A 20,165-nucleotide genomic window follows, 5' to 3' on the forward strand; every position below is an offset into this window, starting at 1 on the left:
GCCGCCGCGGCCGCCTCAGGCCGCCGCGGAGAAGCGGTAGCCGGCCCCGCGCACGGTCTGGACCATGCCGTCCACGCCGAACGGTTCCAGGGTCTTGCGCAGGCGGCGGATGTGCACGTCGATGGTGCGCTCCTCCACGTACACGCTGCCGCCCCAGACGTGGTCCAGCAGTTGGGCGCGGCTGTAGACCCGGTCGGGGTGGGTCATGAAGAAATGCAGCAGGCGGTATTCGGTGGGGCCGATCGTCACCGCGGCCTCGCCGGCGAACACGCGGTGGGCGGCCCCGTCGATGCGCAGCCCGCCCATGGCCACGCTGCCGTCCTCGTCGTCCTCGCGCGAGCGCCGCAGCACCGCGCGGATGCGCGCCAGCAGCTCGCGCGCGGAGAACGGCTTGACCACGTAGTCGTCCACGCCCGCTTCCAGCCCGCCGACGCGGTCGTTCTCCTCGCCGCGCGCGGTGAGCATGATGATGGGCACCTCGCGGGTGAGCGCCTCGCGGCGCCAGCGCCGGGCCAGGTCCAGGCCGCTGGTGCCCGGCAGCATCCAGTCCAGCAGGATCAGATCGGGGACGCGGTCGGCGATGGCGGCCTGGGCCTCGCGCGCGTCGCCGGCGTGCACGGGGGCGTAGTCGCCCTTGCGCAGAGCGAAGGCGACCATGTCGCGGATGGCGGGTTCGTCGTCGACGATGAGGATCTGCTTCTGCACGGTCCTTCCCGGCGTTTGGGCGGTTCGCCGGGATTAGACTACCGTTGGATGACGGTTGTGTGACAAGGCGTGGCGAACACGGCCGCGGCGGTTCAGCGCCGCTGCATGTCCGGGTCGCGGATGCCCTGCCGGCGCAGCTCCAGCACGGTCGGGGTGATGGAGGCGATGCGCGCGTCCACCCGGGCACGGGCCACGTAGTCCAGGTCGCCGCGCTTCTTCAGGTTCTCCAACTGGATCAGCGCCTGCTCCGGGCGGCCGTTGAGGAAGGCGGCCTCGGCGTAGGCCTCGCCGGCGCGCGCGCCGTCGCCGGCCAGTTCGCAGGCGCGGGCGAAGGTCTGCTGGAACACCGGGTCCTCGCCGGCGCGGGCCAGCAGCGGGCGCAGCACTTCCTGGGCGCGCTGGCCGGCCTGCGCACCGCCCTGCTCGACCAGGACGCGGGCGTAGCTCAGGGCCACCGGCCGGCTGCCGGGCAGGCGGCGCAGCCATTCGTCGAAGCGGCGGTTGGCCTGGGCGGTGCGGCCGGCGCGGGATTCGGCTTCGCCCAGGGCCATCGCCACCCAGAGGTTGTCCGGGTGGCGCTCCAGCAGGGCCTGCAGTTCGGCGGCCGCGCTGGCCGGCTCGCGCGCGCTCTGCACCAGGGCCAGGCCGTAGCGCTGGGCATCGCTCAGGCCGTCCGGCCCGGCCCGGCGCAAGGCCTCGTATTCGCGTACGGCCGCATCGGCGGTGACGGCGCTGAGCGCGCGCAGGCGTTCCTGCGCCCAGGCGAACTGGCCGCTGTCGCCGCCGGCCAGCGCGGGGGGCAGGGCATGGAGCCGGAAATCGGCGGGCAGCAGGGGGTTGGGCTTTCCCGGCGGCGCCGCGGCCACGCCGCCGCGTTCCAGCCGCTCGACCCGCTGCACCTGCTCGCCGCCGGGCTCGCCGACCGAGGTGGTGGCGGTGACCGCGCCGCGCCGCAGTTGCTCGGCGCGCTGCTTGGCCTCGCCGATGCGGGTGGTGTTGACCGGGTGAGTGCGCAGGTAGTCGGGCGCGCTGTAGCCCCCCTGGTTGCCGCGCATGGCGAAGGACATCCGCTCGAAGAAGCCGGCCATGGCGTCCACGTCGTAGCCGCTGCGCGACAGCGTGCGGATGCCGATGCGGTCGGCCTCGGACTCGTTGGAGCGGGTGTAGTTGATCTGGTTCTGCTGGATCAGGCCCATCGCGCTGATCAGCGCGGCCTGGGTGGCTTCGCCGGAGGAAGTGCCGCCGGCCGCCTGCGCGGCGACGATGGCCGCCAGCATGCCCAGCAGGATCGGCACCTGGTCGCGCTGCGCGCGCTCCACCCCGCGCAGCACGTGCTGCTGGGTGACGTGGGCGATCTCGTGGGAGAGCACCGCGGCGACCTCGTCTTCGCGCTGGGCGGTGAGGACCAGGCCGGCGTTCATGCCGATGTAGCCGCCCAGGGTGGCGAAGGCGTTGATCTGCCGGTCCTTGAGCATGAACAGGGTGTAGCGCTGCTCGGGCCGGTCGCTGTTGGCGCCCAGCCGGTTGCCGATGGACTGCAGCCAGTCGTCGACCAGCGGGTCCTCCAGCGTGTAGCGGTAGTTGCGCAGTTCGCGCAGCATCATCGCGCCGTACTGCTCCTGCCGCGCGGGGGTCAGCAGCTCGCCGGCGGAGGAGCCGATGTCGGGCAGGCGCAGGTCGTCCTGGGCCGGCGCGGGGGCGGCGGCCAGGCCCGCGAGCACGGACAGGGACAGGGCGGTGGCCAGCGGGAGATAGCGCAAGTTCGGGCTCCGGGGATGGCGCAGCATGCCGGTCGCGGCGTGGGCGGGAGTGAATCGGCGGTTAATCCGCAGCGTTCCGGGCATCGACACTGGTCCGGGCCGCGATCGATACCATATCCCTATCGACCCCACTCGCCGCGCGGAGTTTCCCGTGTCCTCCTCTCCCCAGACGATTCGCATCTATTCCACCGCCATCTGCCCGTACTGCGTGGCCGCCAAGAACTTCCTGAAGAGCCAGGGCCGCCAGTGGACCGAGATCCGCGTCGACCTGGACCCGGTCGAGCGCGACAAGATGGTCGGCCTGGCCCGGCGCACCAGCGTGCCGCAGATCTTCGTCGGCGACGTCCACGTCGGCGGCTACGACGACATGATGGCCATGCATCGCGCCGGCCGGCTGCTGCCCTTGCTCGACGGGCTGGCGCCTTCGGCGTAAGCGGGCCCGGACCGGCAGGCCGTCCGGACGGGGGCGGCCCGTGCGTGGCCGTGGCCGGGGAGGGCGGACGGCGCCGGTGGGACCGGCGCGTAGCCGGCCTTCCCCGGCTGCTCCCAAGGTCGAAGTGGGGCGTTCAGTGGGGATGGGGCATAATTTCACCACAAACTTTCCCTCCCCCCCCCCCTGCGCCCTCGTCCCGGTTTCCGGGCGTGTGCGCCTGTTCGGAATCCCAATCCCATGACCCAGAAGATCACGGTCATCCGCGGCGACGGCATCGGCCCGGAGATCATGGACGCGACCTTGCACGTGCTCGACCGGCTCGACGCCGGGTTGGAATACGAGTACGCCGACGCCGGCGTGGCCGCCCTGGACAAGCACGGCGACCTGATGCCGCAGGCGACCCTGGACTCGATCGCGCGCAACGCGGTCGCCCTGAAGAGCCCGCTGACCACCCCGGTGGGCGGCGGCTTCACCTCGATCAACGTCGCCCTGCGCCGCCATTTCGACCTGTACGCCAACGTCCGCCCGGCCAAGTCGTTCCCCAACACCGGCTCGCGCTACGGCGAGGGCGTGGACCTGGTCACCGTGCGCGAGAACACCGAGGGCGCCTACCTGGCCGAGGGCCAGGAGATCTCCGACGACGGCGAGATCGCCTTCTCCGGCGCCCGCATCACCCGCAAGGGGTCCGAGCGCATCGTCCGCTACGCCTTCGAGCTGGCCCGCGGCGCCGGCCGCAGGAAGGTCACCGCGGTGCACAAGGCCAACATCATCAAGTCGACCTCGGGGCTGTTCCTGACCGTGGCGCGCGAGGTCGCCGAGCACTACCCGGACATCGAGTTCCAGGAGATGATCGTCGACAACGCCTGCATGCAGTTGGTGATGCGTCCGGAACAGTTCGACGTGCTGGTCACCACCAACCTGTTCGGCGACATCATCTCCGACCTGTGCGCCGGGCTGGTCGGCGGCCTGGGCCTGGCGCCAGGCGCCAACATCGGCGAGCACGCGGCGATCTTCGAGGCGGTCCACGGCACCGCGCCGGACATCGCCGGCAAGGGCATCGCCAATCCCTGCGCGCTGCTGCTGGGCGCGGCGCAGATGCTGGACCACATCGGCCAGCCGCAAAACGCCGAGCGCGTGCGCCAGGCCATCGTCGCCACCCTGGAGGCGAAGGACTCGGTGACCGGCGACCTGGGCGGCAACGGCACCACCCTGGGGTTCGCCGAGGCCATCGCCCGCCGGCTCTGACGGATGCATGCGGGGCCGGGCAGGGGGCGTCTCGTCCTCTCGCGATCCCCTTCCCACCCGGTGGAACCCCAGGAAAAAGGGCGCCCATGGCGCCCTTTCCCATACCCGAAACCGCCCGGCAGGCTCAGTCGCGCGACTGCAGCTTGGCCAGCAGGCGCAGGAACTCGACGTACAGCCACACCAGGGTGACCATCAGCCCGAAGGCGCCGTACCACTCCATGTACTTCGGTGCGCCGCGCTCCACGCCGGTCTCGATGAAGTCGAAGTCCAGCACCAGGTTCAGCGCCGCCACCACCACCACGAACAGGCTGAAGCCGATGCCGATCAGGCCCGAGTCGTGGATGAAGGGGATATTGACGTTGAAGAACCGCAGCGCAAAGGAGGCCAGGTAGACCAGGGCGATGCCGCCGGTGGCCGCGATCACGCCGAGCTTGAAGTTCTCCGTGGCCTTGATCAGCCCGCTGCGGTAGGCGAACAGCAGCGCGAACAGGGTGCCGAAGGTCAGCAGCACCGCCTGCATGACGATGCCCGGGAAGCGGGCCTCGAACACCGCCGAGATGCCGCCCAGGAACAGGCCCTCGGTCAGCGCGTACAGCGGCGCGCTGACCGGCGCCCATTCCTTCTTGAAGATCGTGACCAGGGCCAGGACGAAGCCGCCCAGCGCACCGCCCCAGACGTAGCCCATGCCGGTGACGCCGGCCTCGGTGACCTGCATCTGCGACCAGGCGAAGGCGCCGGTCAGCACGCACATCAGCAGCAGCAGCCCGGTCTTGTTGACCGTGCCATTGAGGGTCATGGCCCCGCCGTCGCGGGACACCACGGTGCCGCTGCCGAGGTCGAGGAAGGTGGATTCCTTCAGTGCGGGATTGCCGCTGCGCATGTTCGCTCCGTCGATGGTGTGTTGACCGGGGAAGGATACACGGGGCGAGGGACGGGGGCTTGGGCAAGGCGCCGGCGGGGCGCGGCAAAAGCGGCGGCGCTATACGCGCGGGGTGCCGCTCGCGGACGCTCGTTCCTCATGGCGGCGGCCCGGGGTATGCGCGGGCTGGTGCGAAAGGCGGGACTCGAACCCGCACGGGGGCTGCCCGCTGGAACCTAAATCCAGTGCGTCTACCAATTCCGCCACTTTCGCCAGGCCGCCGGCATTCTAACCGCGGCGGTGCAGGTCGCGCTGCCACGCCGGCGAGCCGGCCCTTCGGGCGGGCAAAGAAAAAGGCGCCGAGGGGATGCCTGGGCGCCTGATTCTGGTGGGCTGTCAAGGATTCGAACCTTGGACCTACTGATTAAGAGTCAGCTGCTCTACCAACTGAGCTAACAGCCCGAAACTTCAGAAGCCGCGCAGTCTAGCGGGACCGCGCGGCCCTGACAAGCCGCGCGACCCGTGCGGTGTCGCCGCTTGCCAGCATGGGAGGGGTGGGGTGGCTGAGGGGATTCGAACCCCCGACCACTGGAATCACAATCCAGTACTCTAACCAACTGAGCTACAGCCACCACCGGTGAAACTCAAACCGTCCGCCGGTGCCCGTCATGGCGCGCCCGGCAGGACTCGAACCTGCAACCGCCGGCTTAGAAGGCCGGTGCTCTATCCGGTTGAGCTACGGGCGCACAACTGGGTGTCGCATCGCCCGCTTGCGGCGGGATGGTCGGGGTAGAGGGATTCGAACCCCCGACATCCTGCTCCCAAAGCAGGCGCGCTACCAGACTGCGCTATACCCCGGTATGCGGGTCGGCCCCAGAATCGCGCTCAAGCTCCGGTTTGCCGAGCCCGGCTCGCGCGCCGCCGACGGGGCGGTGCGCAAGGCCGGCTATTGTTCGGGATCGCCCTCGCGGCTGTCAATGCCGCCGGCGCGATCCAGACTGGCGCAGGGCCGGCTGATCGGCGAAACTATCGCGTTTTCCGCTGGCGCCGGCCGGGCGCCGAACATCCACCCAACGTGATTTCCGCCGTGGCTGGAGCCGCGGCAGCAGGAGCCAGATCAACATGCAAGTCTCTGTCGAATCCACCGGCAACCTCGAACGCCGCATGAACTTCAGCCTGCCGGCGGAGCAACTGGAGTCGGGCGTCAGCGGCCGCCTGCGCGAGATCGCGCGCACGGTCCGGATCAAGGGCTTCCGCCCGGGCAAGGTGCCGGCCAAGGTGGTCGAGCAGCGCTATGGCGAACAGGTCAAGGCCGAGGTGCTCAACGGCCTGCTGCGCCAGGCGTTCGACTCGGCCGTGCGCGAGCACGACCTGCGTCCGGCCGGCAACCCGCGCATCGACCGCGCCGGCGAGGGCGAACTGGATTTCACCGCCACCTTCGAGATCGTCCCGGACTTCGGCGACGTCGACGTTTCCAAGCTCACCGTGGTCCGCCACACCGCCGAGGTCGCCGACGCCGACATCGACCAGATGATCGAGAACCTGCGCCTGCAGCGCCGCACCTGGAACAAGGTCGAGCGCGAAGCGAAGGAAGGCGACCTGGTCGCCGGCGGGCTGTGGACCCAGTCCGGCGATTTCCGCCAGCCGGCCGAGGGCGAGGAGCGGTTCAGCACCGTGATCGGCTCGGCCCAGTTGCTGCCGGCGCTGGAGGCCGCGCTGGCCGGTCTGCAGCCCGGCGTGGAGCACGTGCTGGACGTGGCCTTCCCGGAGAACTGGCGCCAGCCGCAACTGGCCGGCAAGACCGCCCAGGTGCACGTGACCCTGGCCCAGGTGTCCGAGCCGGTGCTGCCGGAGGTCGATGCCGCGTTCATCAAGAGCTTCGGCGTGAAGAGCGGCCAGGCCGACAAGTTCCGCGAGGACATCCGCACCAACCTGGAGCGCGAGCTCAGGGGCGCGCTGATGACCCGCCTGCGCCGCGAGGTGGGCGAGCAGCTCACCGCCACCTGGGCCCACGTCGAACTGCCGCCGCGCCTGGTCGAGAACGAGGCCCGCGGCATGCTCGCCCAGCAGGTCGAGCAGGTCCGTCGCAGCGGCCGCGACCCCGGCCAGCCGCCGGCCAACGCCCACGAGCAGTTCCTGGAGGCCGCGCGCAAGCGCGTCCTGGCCGGCCTGCTGGTCGGCGAGGTGGCCCGCCGCCACGACCTGCGCCTGGACCCCAAGCGCGTGAACGAGACCCTGCGCCTGATCGCCTCCACCTACGAGGAGCCGGAGCAGGTCATTGAGATGTACCGCAACGACCCCCAGTTGATGCAGGGACTGCAGGCCCGGGTGATGGAGGAGCAGGTGATCGACTGGATCTCCGAGCGCGCCCAGCGCACCGAGCAGGCGCTGTCGTTCCAGGAAGCGATCCGGGGATGACCGCGCCGTGGCGAGGCGGCCCCTCGGGGCCGCTCCCGCCGCCGCAGCCGGCGGCCCGCCCAGGCGGGCGCCGCCCGCGTTCCCCACAGGCCAACCACGAGGCGCCAGCACCATGAGCATGATCCCGACCACAGCCCTGAATCTGGTCCCGATGGTGGTCGAGCAGACCAGCCGCGGCGAGCGCGCCTACGACATCTATTCGCGCCTGCTCAAGGAGCGGGTGATCTTCCTGGTCGGACCGGTCGAAGACCACGTGGCCAACGTGATCATCGCCCAGATGCTGTTCCTGGAGGCCGAGAACCCCGAGAAGGACATCAGCCTTTACATCAATTCGCCCGGCGGCCTGGTCACGGCCGGCATGGCGATCTACGACACCATGCAGTACATCAAGCCGGACGTGAGCACCATCTGCGTCGGCCAGGCGGCCAGCATGGGCGCGGTGCTGCTGGCGGCGGGCGCGGCCGGCAAGCGCTACGCGCTGCCCAACTCGCGGGTGATGATCCACCAGCCGCTGGGCGGCTTCCAGGGCCAGGCCACCGACATCGACATCCACGCCCGCGAGATCCTGAGCATGCGCGCGCGGCTGAACGAGATCCTGGCCCAGCACACCGGGCAGAGCATCGAGACCATCGCCCGGGACACCGAGCGGGACAACTTCAAGAGCGCCAGCGAGGCCAAGGCCTACGGCCTGGTGGACGAGGTCCTGCAGCGGCGTACGGACGACTCGATCCAGGCCGGTTGAGCCGGCCTGCCAGCCCCCTCGGCCGCGGCCGCCCGGCAGGGCGGCACGTGCCTTGCAGGCCCCCCGATGGCCCGGCCCGGCGCGCGTCTGTGCGGCCTGGGCCCTGTGCTATTCTCGAATCGAAGCCCCGCTGCGGCGGGCTGGAACACTGGAAAAGCGAAGCATGAGCGAAGACCGGCAAGGCCGTTCCGGCGACAGCAACAAGATCCTGTACTGCTCGTTCTGCGGCAAGAGCCAGCACGAGGTGCGCAAGCTGATCGCCGGCCCGAGCGTGTTCATCTGCGATGAATGCGTGGAGCTCTGCAACGACATCATCCGCGAGGAACTGGAAGAGAAGGCCCAGTCCGCACGCAGCTCGCTGCCCAAGCCGCGCGAGATCCTCGAGGTCCTGGACCAGTACGTGATCGGCCAGCAGCGGGCCAAGAAGACCCTCGCGGTGGCCGTCTACAACCACTACAAGCGGATCGAGAGCCGCCAGCGCAACGAGGAAGTGGAGCTGGCCAAGTCCAACATCCTGCTGGTCGGCCCGACCGGCTCGGGCAAGACCCTGCTGGCCGAGACCCTGGCGCGGCTGCTCAACGTGCCCTTCACCATGGCCGATGCGACCACCCTGACCGAGGCCGGCTACGTCGGCGAGGACGTGGAGAACATCATTCAAAAGCTGCTGCAGAAGTGCGACTACGACGTCGACAAGGCGCAGCAGGGCATCGTCTACATCGACGAGATCGACAAGATCTCGCGCAAGAGCGAGAACCCGTCCATCACCCGCGACGTGTCCGGCGAGGGCGTGCAGCAGGCGCTGCTGAAGCTGATCGAAGGCACCCTGGCCAGCGTGCCGCCGCAGGGCGGGCGCAAGCACCCGCAGCAGGAATTCCTGCAGGTGGACACCAAGAACATCCTGTTCATCGTCGGCGGCGCGTTCGCCGGGCTGGACAAGATCATCCAGCAGCGCAGTTCCGAGGCCGGCGGCATCGGCTTCGGGGCCAAGGTCAAGAGCACGGTGCGCAAGGCCGACATCGGCAAGGTGCTGGCCGAGGTGGAGCCGGAGGACCTGATCAAGTTCGGCCTGATCCCCGAGTTCGTCGGCCGCCTGCCGGTGGTGGCCACGCTGGAGGAGCTGGACGAGGCCGCCCTGGTCAAGATCCTCAGCGAGCCGAAGAACGCCATCACCAAGCAGTTCAAGAAGCTGTTCGAGATGGAGGGCGTGGACCTGGAGTTCCGGCCCGACGCGCTGTCGGCCATCGCCCGCAAGGCGCTCAAGCGCAAGACCGGTGCCCGCGGCCTGCGCACCATCGTCGAATCGGTGCTGCTGGACACCATGTACGAGCTGCCCTCGGCCGAGAACGTCAGCAAGGTGGTGGTGGACGAGTCGGTGATCGAGCACAAGACCGAGCCGTACCTGATCTACCAGACCCCGCCGCCGGCCGCGCCCAAGGTCGCGTCGGCCGAGTAGCCCGCGCGGATCGCGCCGGCGCCCGCCGGCCGTCGAAAACCACCCCCGTCGCGGCTTGCCGCGGCGGGGGTTTGTTTTCTGCAAGCCATTGATCCGGCACGGGTATTGGCGTGCGTCTTGCATCGCCCGCGGTCAGCCCCCATAACGGGGCCAGGACGGCCGAGACCGTCGCCCCCATGATTTCCGGAGCCTCCATGTCCCGCACCCGAACCGACGCCCTCGACCTGCCCGTGCTGCCGTTGCGGGACGTGGTGGTGTTCCCGCACATGGTCATCCCGCTGTTCGTCGGCCGCGACAAGTCCATGCGTGCGCTGGAGCAGGCGATGGAGGCCGACAAGCAGATCCTGCTGGTCGCGCAGAAGTCGGCCGAGACCGACGACCCGGAGGCCGGCGACCTGTACACGGTCGGCACCCTGGCCCAGGTCCTGCAACTGCTGAAGCTGCCCGACGGCACCATCAAGGTGCTGGTCGAGGGCAGCACCCGCGTGCAGGTCAGCCGCATCGCCGAGCACGACGGCGCGCTGCACGGCCGCGGCGAGCCCATCGAGGCCGGCAGCAGCCGCGAGCCGCGCGAGATCGAGGCGGTGGCGCGCACGCTGACCGGGCTGTTCGAGCAATACGTCAAGACCAACCGCAAGTTGCCGCCCGAGCTGCTGCAGACCCTGTCGGGCATCGACGATCCCGGCCGCCTGGCCGACACCATCTCCGCGCACATCGGCGTGCGCCTGGCCGACAAGCAGCGGCTGCTGGAGAGCGAGGACACCGGCGAGCGGCTGGAACTGCTGGTGGGCCTGGTCGAGGGCGAGATCGACGTGCAGCAGATGGAGAAGCGCATCCGCGGCCGGGTCAAGTCGCAGATGGAGCGCAGCCAGCGCGAGTACTACCTCAACGAGCAGATGAAGGCCATCCAGAAGGAACTGGGCGACCTGGACGACTCGCCGGGCGAGCTGGAGGAACTGGCGCGCAAGATCGCCGAGGCCGGCATGCCCAAGGCGGTGGAGGCCAAGGCCAAGAGCGAGCTGAACAAGCTCAAGCAGATGTCGCCGATGTCGGCCGAGGCCGCGGTGGTGCGCAACTATCTGGACTGGCTGCTGGGCGTGCCGTGGAAGAAGCGCAGCAAGGTGCGCAAGGACCTCAAGGCCGCGCAGGACACCCTGGACGCGGACCACTACGGGCTGGAGAAGGTCAAGGAGCGCATCCTCGAGTACCTGGCCGTGCAGTCGCGGGTCAAGCAGATGAAGGGCCCGATCCTGTGCCTGGTCGGCCCGCCCGGCGTGGGCAAGACCTCGCTGGGCCAGTCCATCGCCAAGGCCACCCACCGCAAGTTCGTGCGCATGAGCCTGGGCGGCGTGCGCGACGAGGCCGAGATCCGCGGCCACCGCCGCACCTACGTCGGCTCGATGCCGGGCCGGATCGTGCAGAACCTCAACAAGGTAGGCACCAAGAACCCGCTGTTCGTGCTCGACGAGATCGACAAGATGTCGATGGACTTCCGCGGCGACCCGTCCTCGGCGCTGCTGGAGGTGCTGGACCCGGAACAGAACCACTCATTCAACGACCACTACCTGGAGGTCGACCTGGACCTGTCCGAGGTGATGTTCGTGGCCACCTCCAACTCGCTGAACATCCCCGGCCCGCTGCTGGACCGCATGGAGGTGATCCGCATCCCGGGCTACACCGAGGACGAGAAGCTGAGCATCGCCGCGCGCTACCTGGTGCCCAAGCAGCTCAAGGCCAACGGCCTCAAGCCCGAGGAACTGGCCATCGCCGAGGACGCCATCCGCGACATCGTGCGCTACTACACGCGCGAGTCCGGCGTGCGCAACCTGGAGCGGGAGATCGCCAAGATCTGCCGCAAGGTGGTCAAGGAACTGGCGCTGAAGGGGCCGCAGCCGGCCAGGAAGGCGCCCGCGAAGAAGGCCGCCCCGCGCCGCAAGACCGCGCTGGTGCAGGTGGCCGCGAAGAACCTGGACAAGTACCTGGGCGTGCGTCGCTTCGACTTCGGCCGCGCCGAGGAGCAGAACGAGATCGGCCTGGTTACCGGCCTGGCCTGGACCGAGGTCGGCGGCGACCTGCTGCAGATCGAGGCCACCCTGGTGCCGGGCAAGGGCCAGTTGATCCTGACCGGCCAGTTGGGCGACGTGATGAAGGAATCGGCCTCCGCGGCGCTGTCGGTGGTGCGCGCCCGCGCCGAGCGCCTGGGCATCGACGTCGACTTCCTGCAGAAGCACGACGTCCACCTGCACGTGCCCGACGGCGCCACGCCCAAGGACGGACCCAGCGCCGGCGGCGCGATGGTCACCGCGCTGGTGTCCACCCTGACCAAGGTGCCGGTGCGCGCGGACATCGCCATGACCGGCGAGATCACCCTGCGCGGCAAGGTCACCGCCATCGGCGGGCTGAAGGAGAAGCTGCTGGCCGCGCTGCGCGGCGGCATCCGCACCGTGGTGATCCCCGAGGAAAACCGCAAGGACCTGGCCGACATCCCGGCCAACGTCACCGAAGGGATGAAGATCGTGCCGGTGCGCTGGATCGACGAGGTCCTGGACCTGGCCCTGGAGCGTCCGCTGCTGCCGGCCGCCGGCCGTGCCGCCGCGCGCGTGGGCAAGGCCCCCGGGCGACGCCAGCGGCCGCCGCAGGGGCGCTCGGACGTCAAGCACTGAGGCCCGGTTCCATTGGCAGAAACCCGCGCCGTTGCTGCATTTCCGGCTTGCCGCAGGGGGTGGCGCCCTGTATAACGGGCGCACCCGCCGACAGTGCGAGATCGTACGGCGGATCGGAACATCGGGCACGTCCTAAGGGTCGCGCGGCCCGGTCACTCATCTCGCGGCGTGGCCGCACAGGGAGCAAAGACGCATGAACAAAACCGATCTGATCGACGCCGTTTCCGGCGAAGCCGAAGTCACCAAGGCCGAAGCCGCCCGTGCGGTCGATGCGGTCATCAACTCCATCACCAAGGCGCTGAAGAAGGGCGACGCGGTGACCCTGGTCGGCTTCGGCACCTTCCAGGTGCGCAAGCGCGCCGCCCGTACCGGCCGCAACCCGAAGACCGGCGAGACCATCAAGATCAAGGCTTCGAAGAACCCGGCCTTCAAGGCTGGCAAGGCACTGAAGGACGCTGTAAACTAATCGGCCCGCTGCCTGGGGCAGGGTGCACGCATCCGGGTGCTTAGCTCAGCGGTAGAGCGTCGCCCTTACAAGGCGAGGGTCGGGGGTTCGAAACCCTCAGCACCCACCAGCTTTCGGGCGGCGCGGCAAGAGGTTCGGGTGGTCTAGCGGAAACATCGCCAAGCCACTTACAATGTGTCGCACCAACGCGGAGTGGTAGTTCAGTCGGTTAGAATGCTGGCCTGTCACGCCGGAGGTCGCGGGTTCGAGTCCCGTCCACTCCGCCACTATACGGAAAGCCCCTGAGCGATCAGGGGCTTTCATTTTTTCCGGGATACCCGCATCTGGCAACCGGTTCGCGCGGCGCGGCGGTCCGTCCCTATCTCCGCACCGCCGGAACGGGCCCTACTGGACCATGTGCGGACGCGTCGGGTTAAACTCTCGCGCTTACATTCGCCGCTTACCACTGGGCTGGGACAATGCTGCAGAAACTCCGCGACCGGACTTCGGGTTGGGCCGCCACGATCGTCATCGGGCTGCTGACCCTCCCGTTCCTTCTCGTCGTCGACCAGGGCTACATGGGAGGCCTGGGCGCCAACAGCGTCGCCCAGGTCAAGGCGCCGCCGACGTGGTGGTCGGGCGCGCCCTCCTGGTGGCCGGTGTCGAAGGTGTGGCGGCACGAGGACGTGGGCGTGGAGGAATTCCGCCAGCGCTTCGAGCAGGAGCGCATGCAGCAGCGCCAGCAGCAGGGCGAGGACTTCGACCCGCGCGCGTTCGAGAGCATCGAGAACAAGCGCCGGGTGCTGGAGGGGCTGATCGACGAGAAGGCGCTGCTGCTGGCCGCAAGCCGCGCCGGCATCACCGTCGGCGATGCGGCGGTGCGCGACTACATCGAGAGCATTCCCGCGTTCCAGGTGGACGGCCGCTTCGACGCCACGCGCTATCAGTTGGCGTTGTCCTCGCAGGTGCCGGCGCGTACCCCGCGCCAGTTCGAGGAGCTGGTGAGGCAGTCGCTGCAGCAGTCGCTGCTGCCCAGCGGCATCGGCACCTCCGCATTCGCCACCGAGGCGGAAGTGGACCGCATCCTGCGCCTGTCGGGCGAAACCCGCGACGCGGAAGTGGCGCTGCTGCCGCTGCAGGAGGAGGACGCCGCTGCGGTCTCCGAGGCCGAGCTCCAGGCCTGGTACGACGCGCACAAGAACGATTTCCTGCACCCGGAATCGGTGGCCATCGAGTACGTGGAGGTCGGCGCCGGGCAACTGCCCGCGCCGGCCGAGGCCGACGAGGCGACCCTGCGCAGCCGCTACCAGGAGGAGCGGGCGCGCTTCGTCGAGCCCGAGCGCCGCCTGGCGTCCCACATCCTGGTGCGGGTGGAGGCCGGGGCCGACGAGGCCACGCGCAAGGCCGCCGAGGAGAAGGCCGCGCGCCTGGCCGGCGAGGCCGCGGCGGAAGGTGCGGATTTCGACGCGCTGGCCAAGGCCAATTCCGAGGACCCCGGTTCGCGCGACAGCGGCGGTGACCTGGGCTGGGTCGAGCGCGGCCTGATGGTGGCGCCGTTCGAGGAAGCGCTGTTCGCGATGCAGCCGGGCGAGGTGCGCGGGCCGGTGAAGACCGACTTCGGCTACCACGTGCTGAAGCTGCGCGAGGTCGATGCCGGCGCGCAGGTACCGTTCGAGCAGGCGCGCGAGGAACTGGCGCGCGAACAGGCACAGGCCGATAGCGAGCGCGCCTACAGCGAGCTGACCGGGCGCCTGACCGACCTGATCTACCAGAACCCCTCGTCCCTGGAGCCGGCGGCGCGCGAGACCGGGTTGCAGGTACAGAAGCTGGGCCCGTTCACCCGCGAGCAGGCGATGGGCGTGGCGGCCGCGCCGGGGGTCAGGCGCGCGGCGTTCTCCGAGGCGCTGATCGAGGACGGCACGGCCAGCGACCCGATCGAACTGGGTCCGAACCACAGCGTGGTCATCCGCGTGATCGACCATGCGCCGGAGCAGGCCAGGCCCTTGGCCGAGGTGCACGAGGCGGTCGAGGCGGCGATCCGCGCCGATCGCCGTGAGAAGGCGGCGGTGGCGGCGGCAGAGGCGCTGGTCGAGCGCCTGAAGGCGGGCGAGGCGCTGGCCGACGTGGCCGCCGGGGCGGGAGCCGAGGTGGTGCCGCTGCAGGGCCTGCCGCGTGGTGCGCCGGTGCCTTCGCAGGCGGCCAACCGCATCCTCTTCGAAGCCGCGCCGCCGGAACAGGGCAAGCCCTCGGTGGGGCGCTTCGGCCTGCAGGATGGGCGCCAGGCGGTCTTCGTCCTCGATGCGGTGCATCCGGGCAAGCCGGAGGAATTGTCGAAGGAACAGCGCGAGCAGTTGCGCGGGCAGCTTGCGCAGCTCGACGGCGCGGCGGCGGCCGACGACTACGTGCGCCGGCTGCGCCAGCGCTTCGTCGTGGTGGTGCAGGAAAGCCAGTTGTAAATCCGCCGCGCAGCGGCAGGGTATCGGGGGCGCGGGGTGGAAATCCCGCGCCCTTCTATTTCATGGGCCGGTTCGGAAGACCGGGGTGGCGATGCATCGCCCCGAAACCGCCGGGAGCGCCCTTGGGCGCGAGGGCTTGCTCCGTTGCCGGCCCCTCGCCGCGCCCGACGCTTCCACGATCACGGCGATGCATGCGGGCATCACTCGATACGCAGGATCATCCCGGGGCGCAGCACGCTGCGGCGCCCCAGCCCGTTCAGTTCGAGCAGGCGATCCAGTCCCAGGCCATGGCGGCGGGCGATGCTCCAGGCCGACTCGCCGCCGCTCACGACATGGATGTGCCTGGTGGCGGCACCGGCTTCGTGGCCGGTCCGGGGCGATGCCGGCACGGCTGCCGTCGTCGTCGCCCCTGCTTCCGCCATCGCCGCGGCCGTGGACGCCTCCGCCATGGCCGGCGCCGATACCGGCACCAGGGCGAGGGGCGCCTCGCCGCGCGGCCAGCGGCCGTTGGCCAGCGCCGGGTTCAACCGGCCCAGCGCGGCCGGGTCGTGACCGTTGTGCCGGGCCCAGGCATCGAGGCGATCGTCGCCCTCCAGCCGCCTTGCATGCAGGCGCTGTACCGGCCGGTCCAGGCCATCGCGCCATTGGGCGCGCTCGTCCGCCTGTTCGAGCACGCAGGCCAGCGCATGCAGCTTGTCCACGTAGGCGTGGGTGATGGGCGACAGGCCGGGAAGGTCGGCGGGCGTGGCGTCCGGCGCGCTCGAACCGCTGCGCCTGAGCGACTGCAGCAGGCGGTGCTCGCCTGCGTTGTAGGCCATCGCGGCCAGGCGCCAGTTGCCGCCGAACATGCCGTTGAGCGTCTTGAGGTAGCGCACCGCGGCGCGCGTGGACTCGGCCGGCGACAACCGCGCGTCGTAGCCGTCGCCGACGTGGAGTCCGTGATGGCGGGCGGTGACGGCCGCCAGTTGCCACAGGCCGGCCGGGCCGCCCTTCGCCCGCGCGGCGGGGGCATAGCCGCTCTCGATGAAGGGGATGAGCGCGAATTCGGTAGGCAGGTGCGCCTCGCGAAGCGCATCGACGACATGCCCGAACAGCGGCAGTGCGTCGCTGCCCGGATCGGCCAGCCGCGACGGTGCGTGGGCGAAATGACGCAGCCAGCGCGTGTCGTCGCCGTCGCATCCGGGATCGGCCAGGCCCTGGCGGAAGGCGGCATAGATGTCCCGGCCGCTGCGCATGGCCGGGTCCGCGGTGGAATCGGCCGCCGGGTTAGGTGAAACCGGAATCGGCGCCGCCGGGATTTGCGGCGCATCGGCATCCGGTGCCGTTTCCGCGATGGCGCTTTGGTGCGCGGCGGAGAGGGCGGTCCGTTCCGCCTCCGCCTCGGGCGGTGCCCCGGTGCCAGCCGTGGCCGTCGCGGCAAGCGCCAGGGCGAGCGTGGCCGACGACGCCGTGGCGCGGGCGCGCCTCATGCGCGGAACACGTCCTTCCACGCGCGCAGCGCAGCGAAGGTTTCCTCGTCCGTGGACGGCGCATGGCCCAGGTGCCGTGCCGCGGCCGCGCGCACGGCCGGTTCGGCGCAGCGCAGGAAGGGGTTGCAGGCGCGCTCGGAGGCCAGCGTCGCCGGCAACGTCGGTCGTCCCGCCCGGCGCTGCGCGAGCGCTTCCTCGCGACGCGCCTGCAGCGCGGCATTGCCCGGTTCCACCGCCAGCGCGAAGGCGGCATTGGCCAGGGTGTACTCATGGCCGCAACACACGCGGGTATCGTCCGCCAGGGCGGACATGCGCTGCAGCGAGGCGTGCATCTGCGCGGGCGTGCCCTCGAACATGCGTCCGCAGCCCAGGCTGAACAGCGCATCGCCGCAGAACAGGTTGCCGCCGCCCAGGTAGGCGATGTGGCTGCGGGTATGGCCCGGCACGGCCAGCACGTCGATCTGCAGGCCGAGCAGGCGCAGGCGCGTGCCGTCGCCGACGCGCTCGCAGTCCAGGTCGATGCGCGCGTCGTCCGGTGCGTAGACCGGCAGGTCCGGCCAGCGTTCGCGCAGCGCCGGCACGCCGCCGCAGTGGTCGTGGTGGTGATGGGTGAGCAGCACGGCCTGCGGGACCAGGCCCTGTCCGGCCGCGGCCAGTACCGGCGCCGCGTCGCTGGGATCCACCACCAGGGATCGGGATCCTTCGCCGAGGACCCAGATGTAGTTGTCCTCCAATGCGGGCAGGGCGCTGGGTCGCATAGAATCGTGACCATGCCCGCCATCGCGTCCAGCCGTCAACCCGGCGCCCCGATCTGGTTCAGCGGACGCGAAGGACAGTGGCTGCTGGCCATGCAGCGGCAATGGCTGCTGGCGCGGCTGGAGGCGCGTCCCGCGCGGTCCTGGCTGTGGATCGCCCCGGTGCCGGCCGAGGGCGGGGCATTGCCCGCGCGGCGCGGCCTGTTCCTGCATCCGGACGGCCACGGCTACCGGGGCGGCGTGCGCTGCGGCCTGCCGCTGCCGCTGCCCAGCGGATGCCTGGGCGACGTCGTCCTGCAGCATCCGCCGGCAGCGCGGCTGGACGAACTGATCGAGGAAGGCCGGCGCCTGCTGATCGAAGGCGGCCGCCTGTGGCTGTGCGCGTTCAACCCGTACGGCCCGCTGCGCTGGCGCGGCACGGGTGCGCGCTGGGCGGCGCCGTCGGTGGGCCAATGGCAGCGGCGGCTGTCCCGCGCCGGCCTGGTCTGCGCACCGCCGCGCTTCATCGGGCCGCGCTGGCGCCTGGGCGAAACCGCCGGTGCGGAAAGCGGTTGCGCGCTGTCGCTGCGCGCGGGCTGCGTGATCGAGGCCGAGAAGCGCGCCGCGCTGCCGTCGTCGCCGGCGTCCCTGCACTGGCGCCGCGGCGCCGCGCCGGCGGCATGAATCCCCTACGTTGCGAGCCGATGAAGAACATCCACATCCATACCGATGGCGCCTGCCTGGGCAATCCAGGACCCGGCGGCTGGGCGGCGCTGCTGCGCTACAACGCGCACGAGCGCGAACTGGCCGGCGGCGAGGCGGCCACCACCAACAACCGCATGGAACTGATGGCCGCGATCATGGCCCTGGAGACGCTGCGCGAGCCGTGCGCGGTGGTGCTGCATACCGATTCGCAGTACGTGCGGCAGGGCATCACCGAGTGGATGGGCGCCTGGGTGCGGCGCAACTGGAAGACCGCCGGCGGCGACGCGGTGAAGAACCGCGACCTGTGGGAACGCCTGCACGCCGCCGCCGGCAGGCACCGCATCGACTGGCGCTGGGTCAAGGGCCATGCCGGCGATCCGGACAACGAGCGCGTGGACGCCCTGGCGCGCGCGGCCGCGCAGCAGGCCCGCGACGCGGCGCGGTAGACTTGCAGCGCATGCGCCAGATCATCCTCGATACCGAAACCACCGGCCTGGAATGGAAGAAGGGCAACCGCGTCGTCGAGATCGGTTGCGTGGAACTGCTGGAACGCCGCCCCAGCGGCCGCAACTTCCACCGCTACCTGAAGCCCGACTGCGCGTTCGAGGCCGGCGCCCAGGAAGTCACCGGGCTGACCCTGGAGTTCCTGGCCGACAAGCCCGCGTTCGAGGAGGTGGCCGAGGAGTTCCTGGCCTACGTCGACGGCGCCGAGCTGATCATCCACAACGCGGCCTTCGACCTGGGCTTCCTCGATTACGAGCTGTCGCGGCTGGGCGATCGCTACGGGCGGATGGCCGACCGCATCACCGTGGTCGACACCCTGCTGCTGGCGCGCGAGCGCTTCCCCGGCCAGCGCAATTCGCTCGACGCGCTGTGCAAGCGGCTGGGCGTGGACAACTCGCATCGCCAACTGCACGGCGCGCTGCTCGATGCCCAGATCCTGGCCGACGTCTACATCGCCCTCACCTCGGGCCAGGAGGAGATCGGCTTCGCCCAGGCCGACGCGGGCGGGTCCGGCCCGGCGACCGTGGTCGCGTTCGCGCCGGTGGCCGGGCCGCGGCCGCGGATCGGCGCGGACGCCGGCGAACGGGAGGCGCACCTGCGCCGCCTGGCCACCCTGCGCAAGAAGGCCGGGCACGCGCTGTGGGACGCCCTGGAACCGGTGGCCGAGGCCGAGGCGCTGGAGGCCTGACGGGGCTGGCCGTCCGCCCCTCCTGCAGGAGAGGCGTGCCGGCGACCGGCAGGGCCGGCGGATCGTGGGGATGCGGTCCCCGCGGGGAGTCGCGGGCGAGCCGGCCCACAAGGGGGAGCAAGCCCACGCAGCTCAGTGGCAGCGCACCAGCACCGCGGTGATGTTGTCCGAGCCGCCCGCATCCAGCGCCGCGGCCACCAGGATGTCCACGCATTCCTGCGCGCTGCAGTCCTGCAGGCCCAGCGTCTCGCCGATCCGGGCATCGCCCACGTCCTCGGTCAGCCCGTCGCTGCACAGCAGCAGTTGCATGCCCGGGCGCAACTCGCCGGCCATGTTCGCCACGTTCAGGTGGGCCGGGTCGGTGACTCCCAGGGCCTGGGTGACGACGTTGCGGTGCGGGTGCGAGCGTGCCTGCTCGGGCGTGAGGCTGCCCTGGGCGACCAGGTCCTGGACGTAGCTGTGGTCCTGGCTGAGCTGGGCCAGGCCGCCGTCGCGCCACAGGTAGGCGCGGCTGTCGCCCACCCAGGCCACCTCGAAGCGGTCGCCCTGGATCCGGGCGGCGACCACGGTGGTGCCCATGGGCAGGGTGTCGTTGCGGCGGCGCGAGGCGCGGATGATCTCCTCGTCGGCCGTGCGGATGGCCTGGGCCAGCGCCGCGCCGCCGCGGACCTCGCGGACGATGGCCTCGCGCGCCAGCGCGCTGGCCACCTCGCCGCAGGCGTGCCCGCCCATGCCGTCGGCCACCAGCCACAGGCCCAGTTCGCTGTCGCCGTAGTAGGTGTCCTCGTTCAGCGCCCGGCGCAGGCCGACGTGGGTGAGGTGTCCGAATTCGATCATGGCGTCGCTGGCCGGTGGGCTGTCGGGCAGGATGGGCGTAGGCAAGCGT

Annotated in this window: 17 protein-coding genes and 7 tRNA genes; 13 read left to right on the forward strand and 11 right to left on the reverse strand. The window is 70.6% G+C overall.

Annotated elements, in window-relative coordinates; all coding sequences use genetic code 11:
* Window positions 1-15: 15 nt before the first annotated feature.
* Complete coding sequence (gene phoB / locus HNR76_RS05080) at window positions 16-705, reverse strand: phosphate regulon transcriptional regulator PhoB (protein ID WP_162309811.1); 690 nt, start codon at window positions 703-705, stop codon at window positions 16-18.
* Between the two features lie 92 nt (window positions 706-797).
* Window positions 798-2,465: a M48 family metalloprotease gene (locus HNR76_RS05085; protein WP_162309812.1), complete on the reverse strand. Its 1,668-nt coding sequence runs from the start codon at window positions 2,463-2,465 to the stop codon at window positions 798-800.
* Window positions 2,466-2,616: 151 nt separating this feature from the next.
* Between HNR76_RS05085 and grxC the strand changes: the two genes are divergently transcribed.
* Window positions 2,617-2,898, forward strand: a complete 282-nt coding sequence (gene grxC / locus HNR76_RS05090; protein WP_249065584.1) for a glutaredoxin 3 — start codon at window positions 2,617-2,619, stop codon at window positions 2,896-2,898.
* 237 nt (window positions 2,899-3,135) lie between these two features.
* On the forward strand, window positions 3,136-4,143 hold the full coding sequence (locus tag HNR76_RS05095) for an isocitrate dehydrogenase (protein WP_162309814.1): 1,008 nt from the start codon (window positions 3,136-3,138) through the stop codon (window positions 4,141-4,143).
* Window positions 4,144-4,267: 124 nt separating this feature from the next.
* Here HNR76_RS05095 and HNR76_RS05100 read toward each other — a convergent pair whose 3' ends face one another.
* From HNR76_RS05100 to HNR76_RS05125, 6 genes are all read right to left on the reverse strand, one after another.
* On the reverse strand, window positions 4,268-5,023 hold the full coding sequence (locus tag HNR76_RS05100; RefSeq protein WP_162309815.1) for a Bax inhibitor-1/YccA family protein: 756 nt from the start codon (window positions 5,021-5,023) through the stop codon (window positions 4,268-4,270).
* Window positions 5,024-5,189: 166 nt separating this feature from the next.
* Window positions 5,190-5,275 (reverse strand) — tRNA-Leu (locus HNR76_RS05105).
* A 113-nt stretch (window positions 5,276-5,388) separates the two neighbouring features.
* A tRNA-Lys gene (locus HNR76_RS05110) sits at window positions 5,389-5,464 on the reverse strand.
* Between the two features lie 93 nt (window positions 5,465-5,557).
* Window positions 5,558-5,634: transfer RNA gene (locus HNR76_RS05115), tRNA-His, on the reverse strand.
* A gap of 37 nt (window positions 5,635-5,671) precedes the next feature.
* A tRNA-Arg gene (locus HNR76_RS05120) sits at window positions 5,672-5,748 on the reverse strand.
* 35 nt (window positions 5,749-5,783) lie between these two features.
* Window positions 5,784-5,860: transfer RNA gene (locus HNR76_RS05125), tRNA-Pro, on the reverse strand.
* Window positions 5,861-6,124: 264 nt separating this feature from the next.
* On the opposite strand from HNR76_RS05125, the gene tig reads away from it, so the two are divergent.
* The 8 genes from tig to HNR76_RS05165 all read left to right on the forward strand — a co-directional run bounded on the left by tig (window position 6,125) and on the right by HNR76_RS05165 (window position 15,179).
* Window positions 6,125-7,420, forward strand: coding sequence for a trigger factor (gene tig, locus HNR76_RS05130; protein WP_162309816.1), 1,296 nt, complete (start codon window positions 6,125-6,127; stop codon window positions 7,418-7,420).
* Between the two features lie 118 nt (window positions 7,421-7,538).
* Window positions 7,539-8,162, forward strand: coding sequence for an ATP-dependent Clp endopeptidase proteolytic subunit ClpP (gene clpP, locus HNR76_RS05135; RefSeq protein WP_425501762.1), 624 nt, complete (start codon window positions 7,539-7,541; stop codon window positions 8,160-8,162).
* A 163-nt stretch (window positions 8,163-8,325) separates the two neighbouring features.
* Window positions 8,326-9,615, forward strand: a complete 1,290-nt coding sequence (gene clpX, locus HNR76_RS05140) for an ATP-dependent Clp protease ATP-binding subunit ClpX (RefSeq protein ID WP_162309818.1) — start codon at window positions 8,326-8,328, stop codon at window positions 9,613-9,615.
* 194 nt (window positions 9,616-9,809) lie between these two features.
* Window positions 9,810-12,278 carry an endopeptidase La gene (gene lon / locus HNR76_RS05145; RefSeq protein WP_162309819.1) on the forward strand — a complete coding sequence of 823 codons (2,469 nt, stop codon included), beginning with the start codon at window positions 9,810-9,812 and terminating at the stop codon, window positions 12,276-12,278.
* Between the two features lie 193 nt (window positions 12,279-12,471).
* Window positions 12,472-12,744, forward strand: coding sequence for an HU family DNA-binding protein (locus tag HNR76_RS05150; protein WP_052629990.1), 273 nt, complete (start codon window positions 12,472-12,474; stop codon window positions 12,742-12,744).
* Between the two features lie 34 nt (window positions 12,745-12,778).
* A tRNA-Val gene (locus tag HNR76_RS05155) sits at window positions 12,779-12,853 on the forward strand.
* An 80-nt stretch (window positions 12,854-12,933) separates the two neighbouring features.
* A tRNA-Asp gene (locus HNR76_RS05160) sits at window positions 12,934-13,010 on the forward strand.
* 192 nt (window positions 13,011-13,202) lie between these two features.
* Entirely contained in the window at window positions 13,203-15,179 is a 1,977-nt protein-coding gene (locus HNR76_RS05165; RefSeq protein ID WP_162309820.1) for a peptidyl-prolyl cis-trans isomerase, read from the forward strand.
* A gap of 200 nt (window positions 15,180-15,379) precedes the next feature.
* Here the strand turns inward: HNR76_RS05165 and HNR76_RS05170 are convergent, their stop codons facing one another.
* Both HNR76_RS05170 and gloB read right to left on the reverse strand, forming a co-directional pair.
* Window positions 15,380-16,648 (reverse strand): LysM peptidoglycan-binding domain-containing protein, encoded by a 1,269-nt coding sequence (locus HNR76_RS05170; protein WP_183982137.1) that lies wholly within the window; start codon window positions 16,646-16,648, stop codon window positions 15,380-15,382.
* Window positions 16,645-17,406: a hydroxyacylglutathione hydrolase gene (gloB, locus tag HNR76_RS05175; protein WP_162309822.1), complete on the reverse strand. Its 762-nt coding sequence runs from the start codon at window positions 17,404-17,406 to the stop codon at window positions 16,645-16,647. Before gloB ends, HNR76_RS05170 begins: the two co-directional genes overlap by 4 nt.
* Before the next feature lie 12 nt (window positions 17,407-17,418).
* On the opposite strand from gloB, the gene HNR76_RS05180 reads away from it, so the two are divergent.
* The 3 genes from HNR76_RS05180 to dnaQ are packed head-to-tail and all read left to right on the forward strand — an operon-like array spanning window position 17,419 to window position 19,279.
* Entirely contained in the window at window positions 17,419-18,066 is a 648-nt protein-coding gene (locus HNR76_RS05180; protein ID WP_162309823.1) for a hypothetical protein, read from the forward strand.
* 20 nt (window positions 18,067-18,086) lie between these two features.
* Window positions 18,087-18,533 carry a ribonuclease HI gene (gene rnhA / locus HNR76_RS05185; protein ID WP_162310110.1) on the forward strand — a complete coding sequence of 149 codons (447 nt, stop codon included), beginning with the start codon at window positions 18,087-18,089 and terminating at the stop codon, window positions 18,531-18,533.
* 11 nt (window positions 18,534-18,544) lie between these two features.
* Window positions 18,545-19,279, forward strand: a complete 735-nt coding sequence (dnaQ, locus tag HNR76_RS05190; RefSeq protein WP_162309824.1) for a DNA polymerase III subunit epsilon — start codon at window positions 18,545-18,547, stop codon at window positions 19,277-19,279.
* A 132-nt stretch (window positions 19,280-19,411) separates the two neighbouring features.
* On the opposite strand, the gene HNR76_RS05195 is transcribed toward dnaQ, so the two are convergent.
* Entirely contained in the window at window positions 19,412-20,116 is a 705-nt protein-coding gene (locus tag HNR76_RS05195; protein WP_162310111.1) for a PP2C family protein-serine/threonine phosphatase, read from the reverse strand.
* Window positions 20,117-20,165 lie beyond the last annotated feature (49 nt).

The sequence above is a fragment of the Pseudoxanthomonas broegbernensis genome, assembly GCF_014202435.1.
GTDB classification, from domain to species: Bacteria; Pseudomonadota; Gammaproteobacteria; order Xanthomonadales; family Xanthomonadaceae; genus Pseudoxanthomonas; species Pseudoxanthomonas broegbernensis.